We start from the raw sequence: 17,759 nt of genomic DNA, 5'->3' as shown, positions 1-17,759 counted from the left end.
GCAAAGGCCGCCCAACCCGCTCCGTCGCAGGTCAGACGGCCTTTTGCCGAACGTATTAAACGTTGAAGCGGAACTCGACCACGTCGCCGTCCTGCATGACGTAGTCCTTGCCCTCCATGCGGGCCTTGCCGGCGGCTCGGGCCTCGGCCACCGAGCCGGTGGCGGTCAGGTCGTCGAAGGAGATGACCTCGGCCTTGATGAAGCCCTTCTGGAAGTCGGTGTGGATGACACCGGCCGCCTCGGGGGCCGTCGCGCCCTTCTTGATCGTCCAGGCGCGGGTCTCCTTCGGGCCGGCCGTCAGGTAGGTCTGGAGGCCCAGGGTGTCGAAGCCGACGCGGGCCAGGGTGGCCAGGCCGGGCTCCTCGGCGCCGACGGACTGGAGGAGCTCCATGGCGTCCTCCTCGTCCAGCTCGGCGAGGTCCGCCTCCAGCTTGGCGTTGAGGAAGATCGCCTCGGCCGGGGCGACGAGGGCGCGCTGCTCGTCCTTGAACGCCTCGTCCGTCAGCTCCTCCTCGTCCACGTTGAAGACGTAGAGGAACGGCTTGGTGGTGAGCAGGTGGAGGTCGTGCAGCAGCTCCGCCTTCTCCGAGCCCTGGAGGATGCCCTGGGAGAAGAGGGTGTCGCCGCGCTCCAGGATCTCCTTGGCCGCCTCGACCGCGGCGACCTTCGGCGCCACGTCCTTCTTGATCCGGGACTCCTTCTGGAGACGCGGCAGGACCTTCTCGATGGTCTGGAGGTCGGCGAGGATCAGCTCGGTGTTGATCGTCTCGATGTCGTCCTTCGGCGAGACCTTGCCGTCGACGTGGACGACGTTCTCGTCCTTGAAGGCGCGGATGACCTGGCAGATCGCGTCCGACTCGCGGATGTTCGCGAGGAACTTGTTGCCGAGGCCCTCGCCCTCGCTCGCGCCGCGCACGATGCCGGCGATGTCGACGAAGTCGACCGTGGCGGGGAGGATCCGCTGCGAGCCGAAGATCTCGGCCAGCTTCCCGAGGCGGGCGTCCGGCACGCCGACGACGCCGACGTTCGGCTCGATCGTGGCGAACGGGTAGTTGGCCGCCAGCACGTCGTTCTTGGTCAGGGCGTTGAACAGGGTCGACTTGCCGACATTCGGCAGGCCGACGATTCCGATCGTGAGCGACACGTTGGCGACTTCCCTAGAAGTGTGGATGGTGGGCCGACCCCCCAGTTTACGGGCGTGCCGGCGCCGGGAGCGACGGGCGGGCGGTCCGGGTCCGGGCGGTGGACTTCGCGCCAAGGTCATCCCAAAGGTGTGTCTCGTACCGGTTTTCGGACCGTCCCCCGCCTACTTTGTCACCGTGGAGCAGCACTGGAGCAGTCCCCCTCGCCGCCCGAGGCCGCGGCGCCCCGCCGTCCGCGCGGCGCGGCGGCCGGCTCTCGGGTGCGGTCCGGGGCTCCGCCCGGTGCCCGGCCCCGCCGCCGACCGGTCCGGCCGCCGGCCCGGCGGCGGCGCGGGTACGGGGCGGGGGCGGCGGGGGTGCGGCCGGACGCGTGGACCCGGTGCCCGCTCGACGGCCGGCGCGACAGCCGGCGTGACAGCCAGGAGGGTGCGCACATGGACGGTCAGTCCGGTGGACGGCGTGGTGGGCGGCTCGACGCGGGACCCGGAGCGCCGCGCGGGGAGCGGCCCGGTCGGCCGCGGCGGCTGGACGGCCGCGTGAACGGCAGTGGCGCACGGGCCGCCGACGCCCGCGGCGGTGACGGGGCGGGCGGGAACGCACGCGGCGGCCCCGGCGGCCCGGGGGGCTCCGGCGGCCCCGGAGATCGGTCCGGCGGTCGGTCCGGTGGTCGGCTCGGTGGCGGGCTTTCGGCCGGTGGCGCCGGGCGGCCGGGCGGTGGGGGGCGTTCCGGGGCGCCGCGCGGCGGGCCGGGGCGGACGCCGGACGGTCGCCCGCCGGGGAAGCCCGGCCGGCCCGGCGGCGGGGCCTCGGGTACGCGGCGCGGACCCGGCGCGCTGCTCGCCGCCGTACGGCGCCTGCCGCAACCGCGGCTGACCGGCCTGGGCGGAGGGCTGTTCGCCGCCTCCGCCATGCTGCTCGTCGGGTGCCTCGACCGGCTGCTCTTCGACGGTTCGCCGCTCGTCTACGGGCTGCTGTTCCTGCCCGTCAGCGCCGCGACCGCCCTGTGGGTGCGGGGCGCGGACCTGGTGACGGCGCCGATCAGCGTGCCCATCGCGTTCGCGGTCGGGGTCATGCCCATCGCGGGCGGCGAGGGAGGCTTCGGAGGGCACGCGATGGCGCTGGTCACCGCGCTCGCCGTGCACGCCGGCTGGCTGTACGGGGGGACGCTGGTGGCCGGTCTGATCACCTGCGTACGGAAGGTGCGGCTCATGGGGCGGCGCCAGCGGGCGGCCGCCGCCGCGGCTGCCCGGGCCACGGCCCAGCGGCGCCCCTGACCCCCGGCGCCCCGCTCCGACCCGGGGCGGCGCCCCGGCGCCGAACCGGCGCGGCCATCGGGCCCGCGCGGCGCCTCCGCGCCGGGTGTCCGGGCCCGGGGAGTCCGTGAAGAGGCCGGCCCCGGCGCACCACGAGGTGGTGGGCCGGGGCCGGTCCCTGTGCGGGCGTCCCGCGGCGGGGCGTCAGACCGTGGTGACGACCTCGTCGTACGCCAGGCGCGGGGAGCGCGGGTACGGGGCGTCCCCGGCGGCCCTGCCGAGGTTGACGATCATGAGCGGGGTGTGGTCGTCGTCCAGGAACTCCTTCTGGACGGCCGCGAAGTCGAAGCCGGTCATCGGGCCCGCCGCGAGGCCGGCCGCGCGGACGCCGACGATGAAGTACGCGGCCTGGAGCGCGGCGTTCATCCTGGCGGACGCCTCGCGGACCGGGCGCTCGGCGAAGAAGGCGTCCTTGGCCTGGGGGAACGCCGGGAACAGCTTCGGCAGCTCCTCGTGGAACTCGTTGTCGGCCGCGAGGATGGCGACGAGCGGGGCGGCGGCGGTCTTGGCCTGGTTGCCCTCGGCCATCAGCGGGACGAGGCGCTCGCGGGCCTCGGCCGAGCGGACCAGGACGACCCGCAGCGGGGTCTGGTTGAAGGCGGTGGGGCCGTACTTGACCAGGTCGTAGATCGCCTGGACCTGCTCCTCGGTCACCGGCTCGTCGGTGAACGCGCCGGTGGTGCGGGCCTCGCGGAACAGCAGATCCTGCGCGGCGGGGTCGAGGACGAGCGACATGGGGGTGGTGCCTTCCGACGTACGGGGTGGGTCAGTGCGAGCGCACGGCGCGGTGCGCCGGGCGATGCCTCCACCGTACGGCGGGATGTGTGAAGTTTCAAGTAAAGGGATGTGGGGTACGCCACCGCACGCCCGCCCGTCACCCCCGCGCCGTGTATGCGCCGCTATTCCCGCTGGTCGGAGCCGTCCCGCTCCTGCGCGAGCGCGGCGTCCAGCCGCGCGCGGGCACCCTCCAGCCAGTGGCGGCAGACCTTCGCCAGCTCCTCGCCCCGCTCCCAGAGCGCCAGCGCCTCCTCCAGCGTCGTCCCGCCCGCCTCCAGCCGGCGGACCACGTCGACCAGCTCGTCGCGCGCCTGCTCGTACCCGATCGCCGCGCCGCCCTCCGGTACGGCCCCGGCCGCCGCGCCGGCGCCCTCCCCGTCCGCGTCCGGCGCGCCGGACGCGCCCACCGCCCCGGTCTCCGCCGCGTCCGCCGCGTCCGCCGCCCGCGTCGCCTTCGCCGCCATGTCCTCGCCCCTCGCCATCTCCAGCACCCTGCCCTGACACCCTACGGGCGGGGTACGACAGCGCCGCCGCCGTCCACGCGCCGCACCGCGAACGCCCCGCCCGCCACCCGGGCCCGCAGCTCCTCGTCCTCGGCCACCTCGTCCGGCGAGCGCACCACCGCGCCGTCCGCCCGCTGGAGCACCGCGTACCCCCGCTCCAGCGTCGCCGCCGGGGAGAGCGCCACCACCCGCGCGTGCGTGTGGGCCAGCTCCGAGTCGGCCCGGTCCAGCAGATGGCCCAGCACCCGCCTGCCGCGCGCCACCAGGGCGTCGACCTGCGCCTGCCGCTCCTCCACCATCCGCTGCGGATGCTCCATGACGGGCCGGGCCAGCGCGTGCGCCAGGCCCCGCTCCTCCCGCTCCAGCAGCCCCCGTACGCAGCGCAGCGCCCGGTCCCGCAGCGAGCGGACCCGCTCCAGCTCCTCCCGCACGTCCGGGACGACCTTCTTCGCCGCGTCCGTCGGCGTGGCCGCCCGCAGGTCGGCGACGAGGTCCAGCAGCGGCGCGTCCGGCTCGTGCCCGATGGCGGACACGACCGGCGTACGGCACTCGGCGACGGCCCGTACGAGCTGCTCGTCCGAGAAGGGCAGCAGGTCCTCGACGCTGCCGCCGCCCCGCGCGACGACGATCACGTCCACGTCGTCCATCCGGTCGAGCTCCCGCACCGCCCGCACCACCTGCGGCACCGCGTGGACGCCCTGCACCGCGACGTTGCGCACCTCGAAGCGGACCGCCGGCCAGCGGCGGCGGGCCACCTCCAGCACGTCGCGCTCCGCCGCCGACGCCCGGCCGCAGACCAGGCCGATCAGCTGCGGCAGGAAGGGCAGCGGCCGCTTGCGCTCCACGGCGAACAGCCCCTCGGCCGCCAGCGAGCGCTTCAGCTGCTCCAGCCGGGCCAGCAGCTCACCGATGCCGACCGGCCGTATCTCCGCCGCCCGCAGCGAGAGCTGGCCGCGCGGCGCGTACCACTCCGGCTTCGCGTGCACCACGACCCGCGCGCCCTCGGACACGACGTCCGCGACGGCGTCGAACACCTGGCGGTAGCACGTCACACTGACCGAGATGTCGTGCGACGGGTCGCGCAGCGTCAGGAACACCACTCCGGCGCCGGGGCGCCGCGAGAGCTGCGTGATCTGGCCTTCCACCCAGACGGCGCCGAGCCGGTCGATCCACCCCCCGATGAGCCGGGACACCTGGCCGACGGGCAGGGGGGCTTCGGCGGACGTAGTCAGAGCCATACGGGGAGCGTACGCGCCGCCGCTGACAGCGGGGCGGAGCAGCGGCCGCCGCCCGTGACCGCCTGCCCCGCCTGCCCCTGCCGCCCGGCCGGCCCCGCGTCCACCCGTCCCGGCCCGGCCCGCGGGACGGGCCCGGCCCGTCGAGCCGCCCGGCCCGTGGGACCGCCCGGCCCGTCGAGCCGCCCGGCCCGTGGAGCAGCCCGGCCCGTGGAGCAGCCCGGCCCGTGGGACCGCCCGGCCCGTGGGACCGCCCGGCCCGTCGAGCCGCCCGCGTCTCTCGCGCGTCCGGGCGGGGGCGGCGCGATCTTCGGGCGGGGCGGCCACCCTTACGATGGGGGGCATGACTCCTACGCCTCCTGCCCGCCGGGTCCTCCTCGCCGCTCCGCGCGGCTACTGCGCGGGCGTGGACCGCGCCGTGATCGCCGTCGAGAAGGCGCTGGAGCAGTACGGCGCGCCGATCTACGTGCGGCACGAGATCGTCCACAACAAGTACGTCGTGCAGACCCTGGAGAAGAAGGGCGCCATCTTCGTCGACGAGACGCACGAGGTGCCCGAGGGCTCCATCGTGATGTTCTCCGCGCACGGCGTCGCCCCGATCGTCCACGAGGAGGCCGCCGAGCGGAAGCTCGCGACGATCGACGCGACCTGCCCGCTCGTCACCAAGGTCCACAAGGAGGCCGTGCGGTTCGCGCAGGAGGACTACGACATCCTCCTCATCGGCCACGAGGGGCACGAGGAGGTCATCGGCACCTCCGGCGAGGCACCCGACCACATCCAGCTCGTCGACGGCCCCGGCGACGTGGCCAAGGTCGAGGTCCGCGACCCGTCCAGGGTCGTCTGGCTCTCCCAGACCACGCTGTCGGTGGACGAGACGATGGAGACGGTCGACGCGCTGAAGGAGAAGTTCCCGCAGCTCGTCTCACCGCCCAGCGACGACATCTGCTACGCCACGCAGAACCGCCAGCTCGCCGTGAAGGAGATGGGCGCCGACTCGGACCTCGTCATCGTGGTCGGCTCGCGCAACTCGTCCAACTCCAAGCGCCTGGTCGAGGTCGCCGTGCAGGCCGGCGCCCGCGCCGCCCATCTGGTCGACTTCGCCGACGAGATCGACGAGGCGTGGCTCGACGGCGTGGCCACGGTCGGCGTCACCTCGGGCGCCTCGGTGCCGGAGGTACTGGTCGAGGGCGTCCTGGAGTGGCTGGCGCGGCGCGGCTTCGAGGACGTGGAGATCGTGAAGACGGCGGAGGAGTCGATCACCTTCTCCCTGCCGAAGGAGCTCCGCCGCGACCTGCGCGCCGAGGCCGCCGCACTGTCGGAGCGCCGGGCGAACTGATCACGGGCGCGCCGCCCTGCCGGGGGGGCGCGCCACCCCCACGTACACCCGGCCCGCACCCGCCGCCCCGGCCCCTGTACGGCCGGCCCACCGGCCCCCGCCCCGTGCGCCCGGTCCGCGGGCCGGCGTTCGCCGTCCTCCCCCGGCGGGCCGCTCCCCCGCCGTAACGTGGTGTCCATGAACGTCTTCGGAGTGGACATCGGCGGGTCGGGGATCAAGGGCGCTCCCGTGGACCTGGAGCGCGGAGATCTGGCCGAGCCCCGCCACAAGGTGCTGACCCCGCAGCCCGCGACGCCCTCGGACGTCGCGGGCTGCGTCGCGCAGGTCGTGGAGCACTTCGGCTGGTCGGGGCCGGTCGGGGTGACGTTCCCCGGGGTGGTGACGGGTTCGACGGTCCGCACGGCGGCCAACGTCGACAAGGGCTGGATCGACGTCGACGCGGCGGCGCTGCTGGGCGAGCGGCTCGGCGGGCTGCCGGTGACCGTGCTGAACGACGCGGACGCCGCCGGGGTCGCGGAGATGACGTACGGCGCGGGGCGGGGCCGGACCGGCACGGTGATCATGCTGACGTTCGGTACCGGTATCGGCAGCGCCCTCTTCGTCGACGGGCGCCTGGTGCCCAACACCGAGCTCGGCCACCTGGAGCTGAACGGCAGGGAGGCGGAGAAGCACGCCTCGACCCGGGCCAAGGAGGACAAGGACCTCAGCTGGGAGGAGTGGGCGCACCGGGTGCGGAAGTACCTGGCGCACGTCGAGATGCTGTTCTCGCCCGAGCTGTTCATCGTGGGCGGCGGGGTGAGCCGGAAGGCGGAGAAGTTCCTGCCGCTGATCAACAACGTGCGGGCCGAGATCGTCCCCGCGCGGCTCCAGAACAACGCGGGCATCGTCGGCGCGGCCATGGCGGCGGCCCGCGGCTGACCCCGCGCCCCGGGTGCGGGCCGGTGGCCACCGGTGCCGCCGGGGTACGGCGCCGTACAGCCGGGGCGGCCCGCTCCACGTCCGGGTCCGGCCGGGCCGGGTCAGGCCGGGCCGGGTCAGGCCGGGCCGGGTCAGGTCCGGGTCAGGCCGGTCCGCGAGCGGGTCGGGCCCCGGGCCGGGGGCGGCCGGGGCCCGCGGGGACGGCGGGAAGCCGGCCCGCGAGCGTGGTCGGCCCCTCCGGGGGCGGCCGGCCGGAGGCCGGCCCGCGAGGGCGGGGTCGGCGCGGCTCGCACGGGGGCGGACCGGGCCCGTGCGGGGGCCGTCGTGGCGGCGCCCGTACCGGTCGGGGTGCCGGGACGCCCGTGCCGGCGCCCGCACACACCGCCCCGCGAGGGCCTTCCCGGCGCGGAGCGTCAGGCGCGCTTCGCCGTGAGGGCCGCGGCCATCTCCCCCAGGCGCTCGAAGGACGCCGTGCCGGTGACGACCGTCGTCACGCCCTCCTCGCGCAGCACCAGGGCGTCGTACTTGGGCCCCTCCCAGCGCTCCCAGGCCCGCCCGGCGACCTGCTGCGTCCTGCCGGTGTCCCGGGCGTCGTGCGTGACCTTCACGACGTACTCCACCGGCGTGTCCGTCGACTGCTCGACCGCGGCGTACTCCCGCTCCGGCGTGAGGAAGCCGAGGTGCCAGGCGTTCTCGTCCTTGCGGCTGTACGAGACCGAGGTGGGCCGCCACTCGCCGGCCAGCCCCTCCGGCGCGGCCACCGGGTACGGGGCGGCGCGCCGGGCCGTCACCAGCTCCACGCCGTAGTCGACCGGCTGGATCGGGTCCGCCGTGTCGTCGTGCGGGACGAAGAGGTAGATCACCCCGGCGGCGGCACAGATCACCGCCATCGACTGGAACATCCCGCGCACTGTCTGCTTGCCTCGCATACCTGCCACCCCCCTATGGTCGCATCAGGGCATCCCGCTCAAACGTGGGCCCCTCTGCTCAATTTGTCGACGTACCGATAGAGTCGCAGCACCCTCTTCACCACCGGCCGTCGCCGTACAGAAAGGTGCGCTCCGATGACCGAGCACCACTTGCCGTCCGAACTCGAGGTCTCTCCCGAGGCTCCCGACCGCAACCTCGCCCTGGAGCTGGTCCGGGTCACCGAGGCCGCCGCGATGGCCGCGGGCCGCTGGGTCGGCCGCGGCGACAAGAACGGCGCCGACGGCGCGGCCGTGCGGGCCATGCGCACCCTCGTCTCCACCGTCTCGATGAACGGCGTCGTCGTCATCGGCGAGGGGGAGAAGGACGAGGCCCCGATGCTCTTCAACGGCGAGCGGGTCGGTGACGGGACCGGCGCCGAGTGCGACATCGCCGTGGACCCCATCGACGGTACGACGCTCAACGCCAAGGGCATGCCCAACGCCATCGCGGTGCTGGCGGCGGCCGACCGGGGCGCCATGTTCGACCCGTCCGCCGTGTTCTACATGGACAAGCTGGTCACGGGCCCCGAGGCGGCCGACTTCGTGGACATCAACGCCCCCGTGTCGGTCAACATCCGCCGGGTCGCCAAGGCCAAGAACTCCGCTCCCGAGGACGTCACGGTCGTCATCCTGGACCGGCCGCGCCACGAGGGCATCGTCCGGGAGATCCGCGAGACCGGCGCCCGGATCAAGTTCATCTCGGACGGCGACGTGGCCGGTTCGATCATGGCGGTCCGCGAGGGCACGGGCGTGGACCTGCTGATGGGCATCGGCGGCACGCCCGAGGGCATCATCAGCGCCTGCGCCATCAAGTGCCTGGGCGGGGTCATCCAGGGCAAGCTGTGGCCGAAGGACGACGCCGAGCGGCAGCGCGCCCTCGACGCCGGCCACGACCTGGACCGGGTGCTGTCCACGGACGACCTGGTCCGCGGCGACAACGTCTTCTTCGTCGCGACCGGCATCACGGACGGCGAGCTGCTGCGCGGCGTGCGCTACCGCTCCGAGACGGCGACGACCTCGTCGCTGGTGATGCGCTCGAAGTCCGGCACGATCCGGCAGATCGACTCGACGCACCGGCTGTCGAAGCTGCGCGCGTACAGCCAGATCGACTTCGACCGGGCGAAGTAGAGCCGCACGGCCGCCTCCGGCGGCGGTACGGCACGGGGCCACCGCCCGACGGCGGCCACGGGCGGGCGGTGCCCGGCCGGGGCCGACCGGGACGGCGATACGAAGAGGGGCGCTCCCAGTGCGGTGGGAGCGCCCCTTCCCGTGCGGGCCGTGCCGCGCGGTGTGCCGTTCTCACGTCTGTGCCGCCGTGCCCGCGTACGTCCGTGCCCGACGCGCGTACGCCGGTCCGTGCCGCCCCGCAACCGTCCGTGCCGCCGCCCGCGCGGTCAGCCGGCGGCGGCGATGCGGCCGGACGCGGCCTTCTTCAGCTCGACCTCGCGGCGCCGGCGGCGGGCGAGCACCACCCGGCGCTCGGCGGCGGTCAGGCCGCCCCACACGCCGTACGGCTCCGGCTGGACCAGGGCGTGCTCACGGCACTCGATCATCACGGGGCAGCGGGCGCAGACCCGCTTGGCGGCCTCCTCGCGGGCGAGCCGCGCGGCCGTGGGCTCCTTCGACGGGGCGAAGAACAGCCCCGCCTCGTCGCGGCGGCACACCGCCTCCGTGTGCCAGGGACCGCCCTCGTCCTCCCGCGCCGGTACGCGCTGGGACGGGACGGCGGCGACCTGGAGGGGCTGATGCGGCGGTGGCAGCACGGTCTACTCCTGACGACGGCCTACACGGGCGAGAGAGACGACGCACCAAGCCCTACCCGCTGTGCGCACGCCTATGCACTGCGTCGCACGTACTTCCAGAGGGCGGAACGCGCTATGGCCGGATCCCGCCGGTCGCCCGGCGGGCGCGGCGCCGCCCGCCGGACCGCCGCGCCGCCCGCCGGGCCGGCGCGGGCCGACGGGCCGGCGCGGGCCGACGGGCCGGCGCGGGCCGACGGGCCGGCGCGGGCCGACGGGCCGGCGCGGGCCGACGGGCCGGCGCGGGCCGACGGGCCGACGGGGGCCGACGGGCCGGCGCGGGCCGACGGGCCGACGGGGCGTCAGCGCTCCAGGTGCTTGCGGAGCTTGTCGTGGAGGAGGTCCGCGATGCGCTTGCCGCGCCTGGGGCGGGCCTCCACGTTGCCGAAGACGGAGTAGCCGTTGACCACCACGACGGGCGCCTCGGGGTCGTCGGCCTCCTGGGTGTCCACCTCGAAGTTGCTGAACACCCCGCCGCCGGTGCCGCGCAGCGAGACGTTCTCCGGGACGGTGACCTCCACGTTCCCGAAGATGGAGGTGGCGTTGATGGTGGTGAGGCGCTGGGTGAAGGTGGTCTCGGTGAGGTCGATCTCGATGTTGCCGAAGAGGGCGAACGCGGCCGTGCGCGGGCCGATGCGGCGGCGGCCCCGCAGGGAGGTGCTGGAGAAGACGGCGACCAGCTTCTCCTCCTCGCCGGCCGCCCCGGCCGGGTCGTACGTCCCGTACGCCACGTCGGCGCGGGGCGCGGCGGGGGCGGTGGCGGAGGCGGCGGCCGGCAGGTCGCGGACGATGGGCTCCAGCTCGCCGAGGGTCTTCGCGCGGTACACGGCGTCGATGCGCTCGCCGTGCTCCTCGGCGTCGAGCCGTCCCTCGGCCAGGGCCTCGCGGAGGATGTCGGCGACCCGGTCGCGGTCGGCGTCGGACGCGCGCATCGCCGGGGCGGCCGGTGCGGTCGGCCGCGGGGCGGCGGGCCGCGGGGTGGCCGGGTCGGGCTGCTTCTGGGGCTTCTTCTCGAGGTCCACCCGCCCAGCGTAGCCAAACGCGATAGATCGCGACTAGAGCGGGATGAGCCTTACCTCACAGGCCCGGCCGCCGCGCGGCGTCTTACGCTGGGGGACGCGCTGCCGAAGGGGGCCGCGCCGCTGTCCGCCGAGTGAGGAATGGCCGTCATGCCAGAGTTTGCGTACTCCGATCTGCTCCCGTTGGGAGAGGACACCACGCCCTACCGCCTGGTGACGTCGGAGGGGGTGTCCACCTTCGAGGCCGACGGGCGGACGTTCCTCAAGGTGGAGCCCGAGGCGCTGCGCAAGCTGGCCGAGGAGGCCGTCCACGACATCCAGCACTACCTGCGCCCCGCGCACCTGGCCCAGCTCCGGAAGATCATCGACGACCCGGAGGCGTCGGCGAACGACAAGTTCGTGGCGCTGGACCTGCTGAAGAACGCCAACATCGCCGCGGCGGGCGTCCTGCCCATGTGCCAGGACACCGGCACCGCGATCGTCATGGGCAAGCGCGGCCAGAACGTGCTGACCGAGGGCCGGGACGAGGAGGCCCTGTCGCGGGGCGTCTTCGACGCGTACACCAAGCTCAACCTGCGGTACTCGCAGATGGCCCCGCTCACCATGTGGGAGGAGAAGAACACCGGCTCCAACCTCCCGGCGCAGATCGAGCTGTACGCGACGGACGGCGGGGCGTACAAGTTCCTCTTCATGGCGAAGGGCGGCGGCTCGGCCAACAAGTCGTTCCTCTACCAGGAGACGAAGGCCGTCCTGAACGAGGCCTCCATGATGAGGTTCCTGGAGGAGAAGATCCGCTCGCTCGGCACGGCCGCCTGCCCGCCGTACCACCTGGCGATCGTCGTGGGCGGCACGTCCGCCGAGTACGCGCTGAAGACCGCCAAGTACGCCTCGGCGCACTACCTGGACGAGCTGCCGGAGGAGGGCTCGGTCCTCGGCCACGGCTTCCGCGACAAGGAGCTGGAGGAGAAGGTCTTCGAGCTGACGCAGAGGATCGGCATCGGCGCGCAGTTCGGCGGCAAGTACTTCTGCCACGACGTGCGCGTGGTGCGGCTGCCCCGGCACGGCGCGTCCTGCCCGGTCGCCATCGCCGTCTCCTGCTCCGCCGACCGCCAGGCCGTCGCGAAGATCACCGCCGAGGGCGTCTTCCTGGAGCAGCTGGAGACCGACCCGGCGCGCTTCCTGCCGGACACCACGGACGAGCACCTCGACGAGTCCTCGGACGTCGTGCGGATCGACCTCAACCAGCCGATGGAGACGATCCTCGCCGAGCTGTCCAAGTACCCGGTGAAGACCCGGCTCTCGCTGAGCGGCCCCCTGGTCGTGGCGCGCGACATCGCGCACGCCAAGATCAAGGAGCGGCTGGACGCGGGCGAGGAGATGCCGCAGTACCTGAAGGACCACCCCGTCTACTACGCGGGCCCGGCGAAGACGCCCGAGGGGTACGCCTCCGGGTCGTTCGGTCCCACCACGGCCGGCCGGATGGACTCGTACGTGGAGCAGTTCCAGGCGGCGGGCGGCTCGAAGGTCATGCTGGCGAAGGGCAACCGCTCCCAGCAGGTGACCGACGCGTGCGCCGCGCACGGCGGCTTCTACCTGGGCTCCATCGGCGGCCCGGCGGCCCGGCTGGCGCAGGACTGCATCAAGAAGGTCGAGGTCGTCGAGTACGAGGAGCTCGGCATGGAGGCCGTCTGGAGGATCGAGGTCGAGGACTTCCCGGCGTTCATCGTGGTGGACGACAAGGGCAACGACTTCTTCAAGGACCCGGCGCCGGCCCCGACGTTCACCTCCATCCCGGTGCGCGGCCCCGGTCTGGGCTGACCCCCGCTCTGGGCCGACCCCCGGTCCGGGCCGACCCCCGGTCCGGGCCGACCCCCGGTCCGGGCCGACCCGGGTCGGCCCCGGCCCGGATACGCCCCCGCGCCCCGACCCGGTCGCGGCCGCCGAGCCCCCGGTCCTCCCTCCGAGCCCCCGGTCCTCCCGCCGGGGGCTCGGCCGTTCCCGGGCGCGGGACGCCCCGGGCGGGTCGCCCGCCCGTCCGGTGCCCGCCGCCTACGTGAAGCGCTGGTTCGCGGCGCCCTCCACGCAGGGCCGCAGGCGCAGCGGGTCCCGGGCGGAGGCCAGGGTCGCGCACAGGTGCGGCGCGGCGGCCGGGCGGAGGGTGCCCGCCTCGTGGAGGAAGCGCTGGTTGGCCGCGCCGGAGCAGTCCCAGACGATCAGGGCGGCGCCGGACTCGTAGCGGGCGCCCGGCACGTCGAGGCAGCGGTCGTGGGTCGGCTCGGTGTGGACCGAGCCGCGCGCCGGGTCCCGCCACCAGCCCTGGTTGCGCCCGCCGTGGCAGTCCCAGCCGGTGACGGCGGTGCCGTTGCGCGTGCTGGCGCCGGTGACGTCCACGCAGGTGCCGGTGGCGGCGTTGCGCAGCGGGGCGAACTTGTCGTCCCAGGCGCCGGGCACGAGGACCGGCCTGCCGGTGGAGGCGGGGTCGGCGCAGCCCGCCTCGCGCACCCCGGCCGCGTACAGCTGGGTCAGGCAGGACGCGAAGGCGGCGTGACCGGCCTTGTTCGGGTGGAAGGACTGGCGGACGGAGTTCTCGTCCCAGGGGAACTTCGACGTGTCGACGAAGAGGCCGCGCGCCCAGGTCTCGTCCGTGCAGACCTCGTGGCCGTGGAAGAGGCGGGAGGCGTCGAGGTAGACGGCGCCGGTGTGCGCGGCGGCGGCGCGGATGCCGCGCTCGAAGGCGGGTACGGCGGTGTCGCGGCCCCAGACGGTGTCGGAGTCGTAGCCGAGGCCGCCGCAGGCGAGCTTGCCGGGGAAGCGGGGGTTGTCGCGGAAGTCGGGGCCGATGGGGCTCGGGTAGCTCATCACGACGAGCCGGTAGTCGCCGTCGGCGTACCCGGCGCCGCGCATGACGGTGCGCAGGTCGCGGACGGTCTGCTCGACCTTGGGGACGAGGGCGTCGACGCGGCCCTGCCAGCCGGGGCCGTACTTCGGCGCGCAGGGGCCCTGGAGGAGGACGTAGCGGGTGACGCAGTCCGTCATGACGGGGCCGAACTGGAGGTCGTCGTTGGCGCCGGCGACGAGGAGGACCATCTTGACGCGGGTGTTGCGGGCCTTGATCGCGAGGTTGTCGCTCTGGACGAGCTCGTCGGCGTACTGCGGGGTGCCGCCGATGCGGATGTGGGGGGTGGCGGCGCCGGAGCAGGCGACGTTGTACGTGACGTCGGCGGGGATGCCGGTGCGGTGGATCGCCGCGTCGGGTGAGCGGTGGCACCAGTTGGCGGGGCCGTCGGTGCCGGGCTCGTAGGTGCCGATGCCCTCGCCGGAGATCTCGCTGTCTCCGAGGGAGACGAGGGAGGTCGGGCGCTCGGCGAGGGGGCGCTCCTCCGGGCTGCCGTAGAGGGCGGTGGCCTCGGCCGCGCGGCGGCGCTCCAGCCCGGCGGGGAGCGGGGTGGCGGCCCGTACGGCCGCGGGCGCGGCGGCGGCCCGCGCGGCTCCGGGCGCGGCGGCGGATGCGGCGGCGGCCCGTGCGGCTCCGGGCGCGGCGGCGGATGCGGCGGCGCCGGAGGTGACGGCCGCCGCGGACGGGGCAGGCGGGGCGGGTGGGGCCGCCCCGGCGGGCGGGGCGGTGACCGTGCCGGCGAGGGTGGCGGCGAGTGCGGCGGCGGCCGCCGCGCATACGAGTCTCAGTCTGGTGCGCGCCATTGCGCCTCCTGGATGTGGGGTTACCCACGGTTTTTACTGGCCGGTACGGCACTTGGGAACAGAGCGAACCAGACAAGTGCTCGACTACAGCGGGAGGTTGGGACGATGACGGACACGAGTGACGGCGGATACCGGGTCGAGTACGACTCCATGGGCGAGGTGCGGGTCCCCGCGCACGCCAAGTGGCGGGCGCAGACCCAGCGCGCGGTGGAGAACTTCCCCGTGTCGGGGCAGCGCCTGGAGCGCGCGCACATCGAGGCCCTGGCGCGCGTGAAGGCGGCGGCGGCCAAGGTGAACGCGGAGCTGGGGGTGCTGGACCCGGAGATCGCGCGGGCGGTGCGGGCCGCGGCCGAGGAGGTCGCCGAGGGCCGCTGGGACGAGCACTTCCCGGTCGACGTCTTCCAGACCGGCTCGGGCACCTCGTCGAACATGAACATGAACGAGGTCCTCGCCACCCTCGCCTCCGAGCGGCTCGGCGGGCGCCCGGTGCACCCCAACGACCACGTGAACGCGTCCCAGTCGTCGAACGACGTGTTCCCCTCGTCCATCCACATCGCGGCGACCGCCGCCGTGACCGGCGACCTCGTCCCCGCCCTCGACCACCTGGCCGCCGCCCTGGAGCGGAAGTCGGCGCAGTTCGCGGAGGTCGTGAAGTCGGGCCGCACCCATCTGATGGACGCCACGCCGGTGACGCTCGGCCAGGAGTTCGGCGGTTACGCGGCGCAGGTGCGGTACGGCGTGGAGCGGCTGCGGGCGGCCCTGCCGCGCCTGGCCGAGCTGCCGCTGGGCGGCACGGCGGTCGGTACGGGCATCAACACCCCGCCCGGCTTCTCCGCCGCGGTCATCGCGGAGTTGGCGCGGGACACGGGGCTGCCGCTGACCGAGGCGCGGGACCACTTCGAGGCGCAGGGCGCGCGGGACGGGCTGGTGGAGACGTCGGGCCAGCTCCGTACGATCGCCGTCTCCCTCACCAAGATCGCCAACGATCTGCGGTGGATGGCGTCGGGGCCGCGCACCGGTCTCGCGGAGATCAACCTCCCCGACCTCCAGCCGGGTTCGTCGATCATGCCGGGCAAGGTGAACCCGGTGGTCCCCGAGGCCGTCCTGATGGTCGCCGCCCAGGTCGTCGGCAACGACGCGACCGTCGCGACGGCCGGCGCCTCGGGCAACTTCGAGCTGAACGTGATGCTCCCGGTGATGGCGAGGAACCTGCTGGAGTCCGTCCGGCTCCTCGCCGCCGCGGCCCGGCTCCTCGCCGACCGCACGGTCGACGGGATCACCGCCAACGCGGAGCGGGCCCGCGAGTACGCCGAGTCCTCGCCGTCCGTGGTGACCCCCCTCAACCGGTACATCGGGTACGAGGAGGCGGCGAAGGTCGCCAAGCGGTCGCTGGCCGAGCGGAAGACGATCCGCGAGGTCGTGCTGGAGTCCGGGTACGTGGAGCGCGGCGATCTGACGCTCGAACAGCTCGACCGGGCGCTCGACGTCCTGCGGATGACCAGGCCCTGATCCGCCGCCCCGCCCCCGCCCTGTCCCGCCCTGTCCGTCCGCCCCTGTTCGTACCGCCTCTGACCTGCGGTTCGAACGGGCGGGGGCGGTGGGGTGGCAGTGATCCGGATCGCGGACGGCGGGCGCGGCGCGGTCCTAAGATCTGCGCATGACAGCGGAGACGACGGGTTCGGAGGCGGAGGCCGCGGGGGCCGGGGCGCCCCCCGCCGACGGGGCGGCACGGGACCGGGCGGCACGGGACGGGGCGACGGACGTCCGGGCGGCGGGCACCGGAGCCGCGGGTGCCGCAGCCGCGGAGGGCCGGGCGCTCGGCGACGGGACGGCACGGGGCCGGGCGCCGGTCGAGGGCGTCGTACCGGGCCGGGCGGCGGGCGACCGGGTCGTACCGGGCCGGGCGCCGGTCGAGGGCGCCGTACCGGGCGGCCGGGCGGCGGACGGCGGGGCGGGGCGGCGCTGGGCGGCCGGGGACCGCATCCTGTGGCGGTACCGGGACAACGCCGACGGCCACGTCCACATCTGCCGCCCGGTGACCGTCGTACGCGACACCCCCGACCTGCTCGCGGTGTGGATGGCGCCCGGCACCGAGTGCGTCAAGCCCGTGCTCGCGGACGGCACGCCCGTGCACGAGGAGCCGCTGGCCACCCGCTACACCGCGCCGCGCACCACCGTCCGCACCCGGTGGAGCGGCATGGGCGTGCTGAAGCTGGCCCGTCCCCGCGACCCGTGGTCGGTGTGGCTGTTCTGGGAGGACGGCTGGGAGTTCCGCAGCTGGTACGTCAACCTGGAGTCGCCCCGCGTGCGCTGGTCCGGCGGCGTGGACTCCGAGGACCACTACCTCGACATCTCCGTCTACCCCGACCGCAGCTGGCTGTGGCGGGACGAGGACGAGTTCGCCCAGGCCCAGCGCGCCGGGCTGATGGGGGCCGCCCAGGCCCGCCGGGTGCGGGAGGCGGGCGACGCCGCCGTGGAGCTGATCCGGGCGTGGGCCTCCCCCTTCTCGGACGGCTGGGAGCACTGGCGCCCCGACCCGTCCTGGGCCGTTCCCGAGCTGCCGCCCGACTGGGACCGCACCCCGGCCCGCACGGCACCGTGAGACCCTTGATACGCCCCTGGGGGGTAACCGTAGGATCGACCTCCGCCGGACGGCCCACCCGGCCCCGCAGTGAGCAACCACCGAGCAATGGACACCAACTGACCGTAAGTCACCTACGAGGGGGTGGAGCCGTGCCCGAGGTGCGCACGGATTCGCCGCCACCTGTCGACGCCGCGCTCAGAGCGGGTATAGCGCCTGACAGAGCGATTGCATCGCCCTACCGGCCCGGACGGACGGAATCCCAAGCGTGACGGAGCATCCCACCTCCCACGAAGGCCGGCAGCCGCTCGCTGCCCGGCCGCAGGAACGCACCCGGCCCCGGCAGGAGGCCCCCGGGGCCGCCGACGACGCCGCCGTGGCCGCGCCCCCGCACGGCCGGCCGCATCCCGGCGCGCCCGTCCCGGCCCAGCACGGCCCCGTGGACCCGGCGGACGGCGCGGCGGGCGCG

At 74.8% G+C, this 17,759-nt stretch carries 15 protein-coding genes; 7 read left to right on the top strand and 8 right to left on the bottom strand.

The window, feature by feature from the left end; all coding sequences use genetic code 11:
* Nucleotides 1-55: 55 nt before the first annotated feature.
* A complete protein-coding gene (gene ychF, locus CP974_RS20000) occupies nucleotides 56-1,144 on the bottom strand; it encodes a redox-regulated ATPase YchF (RefSeq protein ID WP_031128900.1) in 1,089 nt (362 codons plus the stop codon).
* A 906-nt stretch (nucleotides 1,145-2,050) separates the two neighbouring features.
* Here ychF and CP974_RS19995 point away from each other — a divergent pair.
* Nucleotides 2,051-2,416 (top strand): DUF6542 domain-containing protein, encoded by a 366-nt coding sequence (locus CP974_RS19995; RefSeq protein WP_373276706.1) that lies wholly within the window; start codon nucleotides 2,051-2,053, stop codon nucleotides 2,414-2,416.
* Between the two features lie 183 nt (nucleotides 2,417-2,599).
* On the opposite strand, the gene CP974_RS19990 is transcribed toward CP974_RS19995, so the two are convergent.
* The 3 genes from CP974_RS19990 to xseA all read right to left on the bottom strand — a co-directional run bounded on the left by CP974_RS19990 (nucleotide 2,600) and on the right by xseA (nucleotide 4,973).
* A complete protein-coding gene (locus CP974_RS19990) occupies nucleotides 2,600-3,190 on the bottom strand; it encodes a malonic semialdehyde reductase (protein ID WP_031134906.1) in 591 nt (196 codons plus the stop codon).
* A 164-nt stretch (nucleotides 3,191-3,354) separates the two neighbouring features.
* Nucleotides 3,355-3,639: an exodeoxyribonuclease VII small subunit gene (locus CP974_RS19985; protein WP_037938903.1), complete on the bottom strand. Its 285-nt coding sequence runs from the start codon at nucleotides 3,637-3,639 to the stop codon at nucleotides 3,355-3,357.
* A gap of 98 nt (nucleotides 3,640-3,737) precedes the next feature.
* Nucleotides 3,738-4,973 (bottom strand): exodeoxyribonuclease VII large subunit, encoded by a 1,236-nt coding sequence (xseA, locus tag CP974_RS19980; protein ID WP_031134910.1) that lies wholly within the window; start codon nucleotides 4,971-4,973, stop codon nucleotides 3,738-3,740.
* Nucleotides 4,974-5,304: 331 nt separating this feature from the next.
* On the opposite strand from xseA, the gene CP974_RS19975 reads away from it, so the two are divergent.
* Both CP974_RS19975 and ppgK read left to right on the top strand, forming a co-directional pair.
* A complete protein-coding gene (locus tag CP974_RS19975) occupies nucleotides 5,305-6,306 on the top strand; it encodes a 4-hydroxy-3-methylbut-2-enyl diphosphate reductase (protein ID WP_078915806.1) in 1,002 nt (333 codons plus the stop codon).
* A 177-nt stretch (nucleotides 6,307-6,483) separates the two neighbouring features.
* A complete protein-coding gene (gene ppgK, locus CP974_RS19970) occupies nucleotides 6,484-7,224 on the top strand; it encodes a polyphosphate--glucose phosphotransferase (RefSeq protein ID WP_031134914.1) in 741 nt (246 codons plus the stop codon).
* Between the two features lie 413 nt (nucleotides 7,225-7,637).
* Here the strand turns inward: ppgK and CP974_RS19965 are convergent, their stop codons facing one another.
* On the bottom strand, nucleotides 7,638-8,153 hold the full coding sequence (locus CP974_RS19965) for a DUF4245 domain-containing protein (protein WP_174887736.1): 516 nt from the start codon (nucleotides 8,151-8,153) through the stop codon (nucleotides 7,638-7,640).
* 135 nt (nucleotides 8,154-8,288) lie between these two features.
* On the opposite strand from CP974_RS19965, the gene glpX reads away from it, so the two are divergent.
* Nucleotides 8,289-9,320: a class II fructose-bisphosphatase gene (gene glpX, locus CP974_RS19960; protein ID WP_031134918.1), complete on the top strand. Its 1,032-nt coding sequence runs from the start codon at nucleotides 8,289-8,291 to the stop codon at nucleotides 9,318-9,320.
* A gap of 266 nt (nucleotides 9,321-9,586) precedes the next feature.
* Here glpX and CP974_RS19955 read toward each other — a convergent pair whose 3' ends face one another.
* Nucleotides 9,587-9,955 (bottom strand): WhiB family transcriptional regulator, encoded by a 369-nt coding sequence (locus CP974_RS19955; protein WP_031134920.1) that lies wholly within the window; start codon nucleotides 9,953-9,955, stop codon nucleotides 9,587-9,589.
* 338 nt (nucleotides 9,956-10,293) lie between these two features.
* Complete coding sequence (locus CP974_RS19950; protein ID WP_031136532.1) at nucleotides 10,294-11,013, bottom strand: DUF1707 SHOCT-like domain-containing protein; 720 nt, start codon at nucleotides 11,011-11,013, stop codon at nucleotides 10,294-10,296.
* A 138-nt stretch (nucleotides 11,014-11,151) separates the two neighbouring features.
* Here CP974_RS19950 and CP974_RS19945 point away from each other — a divergent pair, with 138 nt between their 5' ends.
* A complete protein-coding gene (locus CP974_RS19945; RefSeq protein ID WP_031136534.1) occupies nucleotides 11,152-12,828 on the top strand; it encodes a fumarate hydratase in 1,677 nt (558 codons plus the stop codon).
* A gap of 231 nt (nucleotides 12,829-13,059) precedes the next feature.
* Here the strand turns inward: CP974_RS19945 and CP974_RS19940 are convergent, their stop codons facing one another.
* A complete protein-coding gene (locus CP974_RS19940; RefSeq protein WP_085921367.1) occupies nucleotides 13,060-14,709 on the bottom strand; it encodes a ricin-type beta-trefoil lectin domain protein in 1,650 nt (549 codons plus the stop codon).
* Nucleotides 14,710-14,814: 105 nt separating this feature from the next.
* Between CP974_RS19940 and CP974_RS19935 the strand changes: the two genes are divergently transcribed.
* Both CP974_RS19935 and fomD read left to right on the top strand, forming a co-directional pair.
* A complete protein-coding gene (locus CP974_RS19935; RefSeq protein WP_031131648.1) occupies nucleotides 14,815-16,218 on the top strand; it encodes a class II fumarate hydratase in 1,404 nt (467 codons plus the stop codon).
* A 472-nt stretch (nucleotides 16,219-16,690) separates the two neighbouring features.
* Nucleotides 16,691-17,311, top strand: coding sequence for a cytidylyl-2-hydroxypropylphosphonate hydrolase (fomD, locus tag CP974_RS19930; protein WP_051839411.1), 621 nt, complete (start codon nucleotides 16,691-16,693; stop codon nucleotides 17,309-17,311).
* Nucleotides 17,312-17,759 lie beyond the last annotated feature (448 nt).

Source organism: Streptomyces fradiae ATCC 10745 = DSM 40063 (assembly GCF_008704425.1).
GTDB classification, from domain to species: Bacteria; Actinomycetota; Actinomycetes; order Streptomycetales; family Streptomycetaceae; genus Streptomyces; species Streptomyces fradiae.
This window is presented reverse-complemented; position numbering and strand designations above follow the sequence as displayed.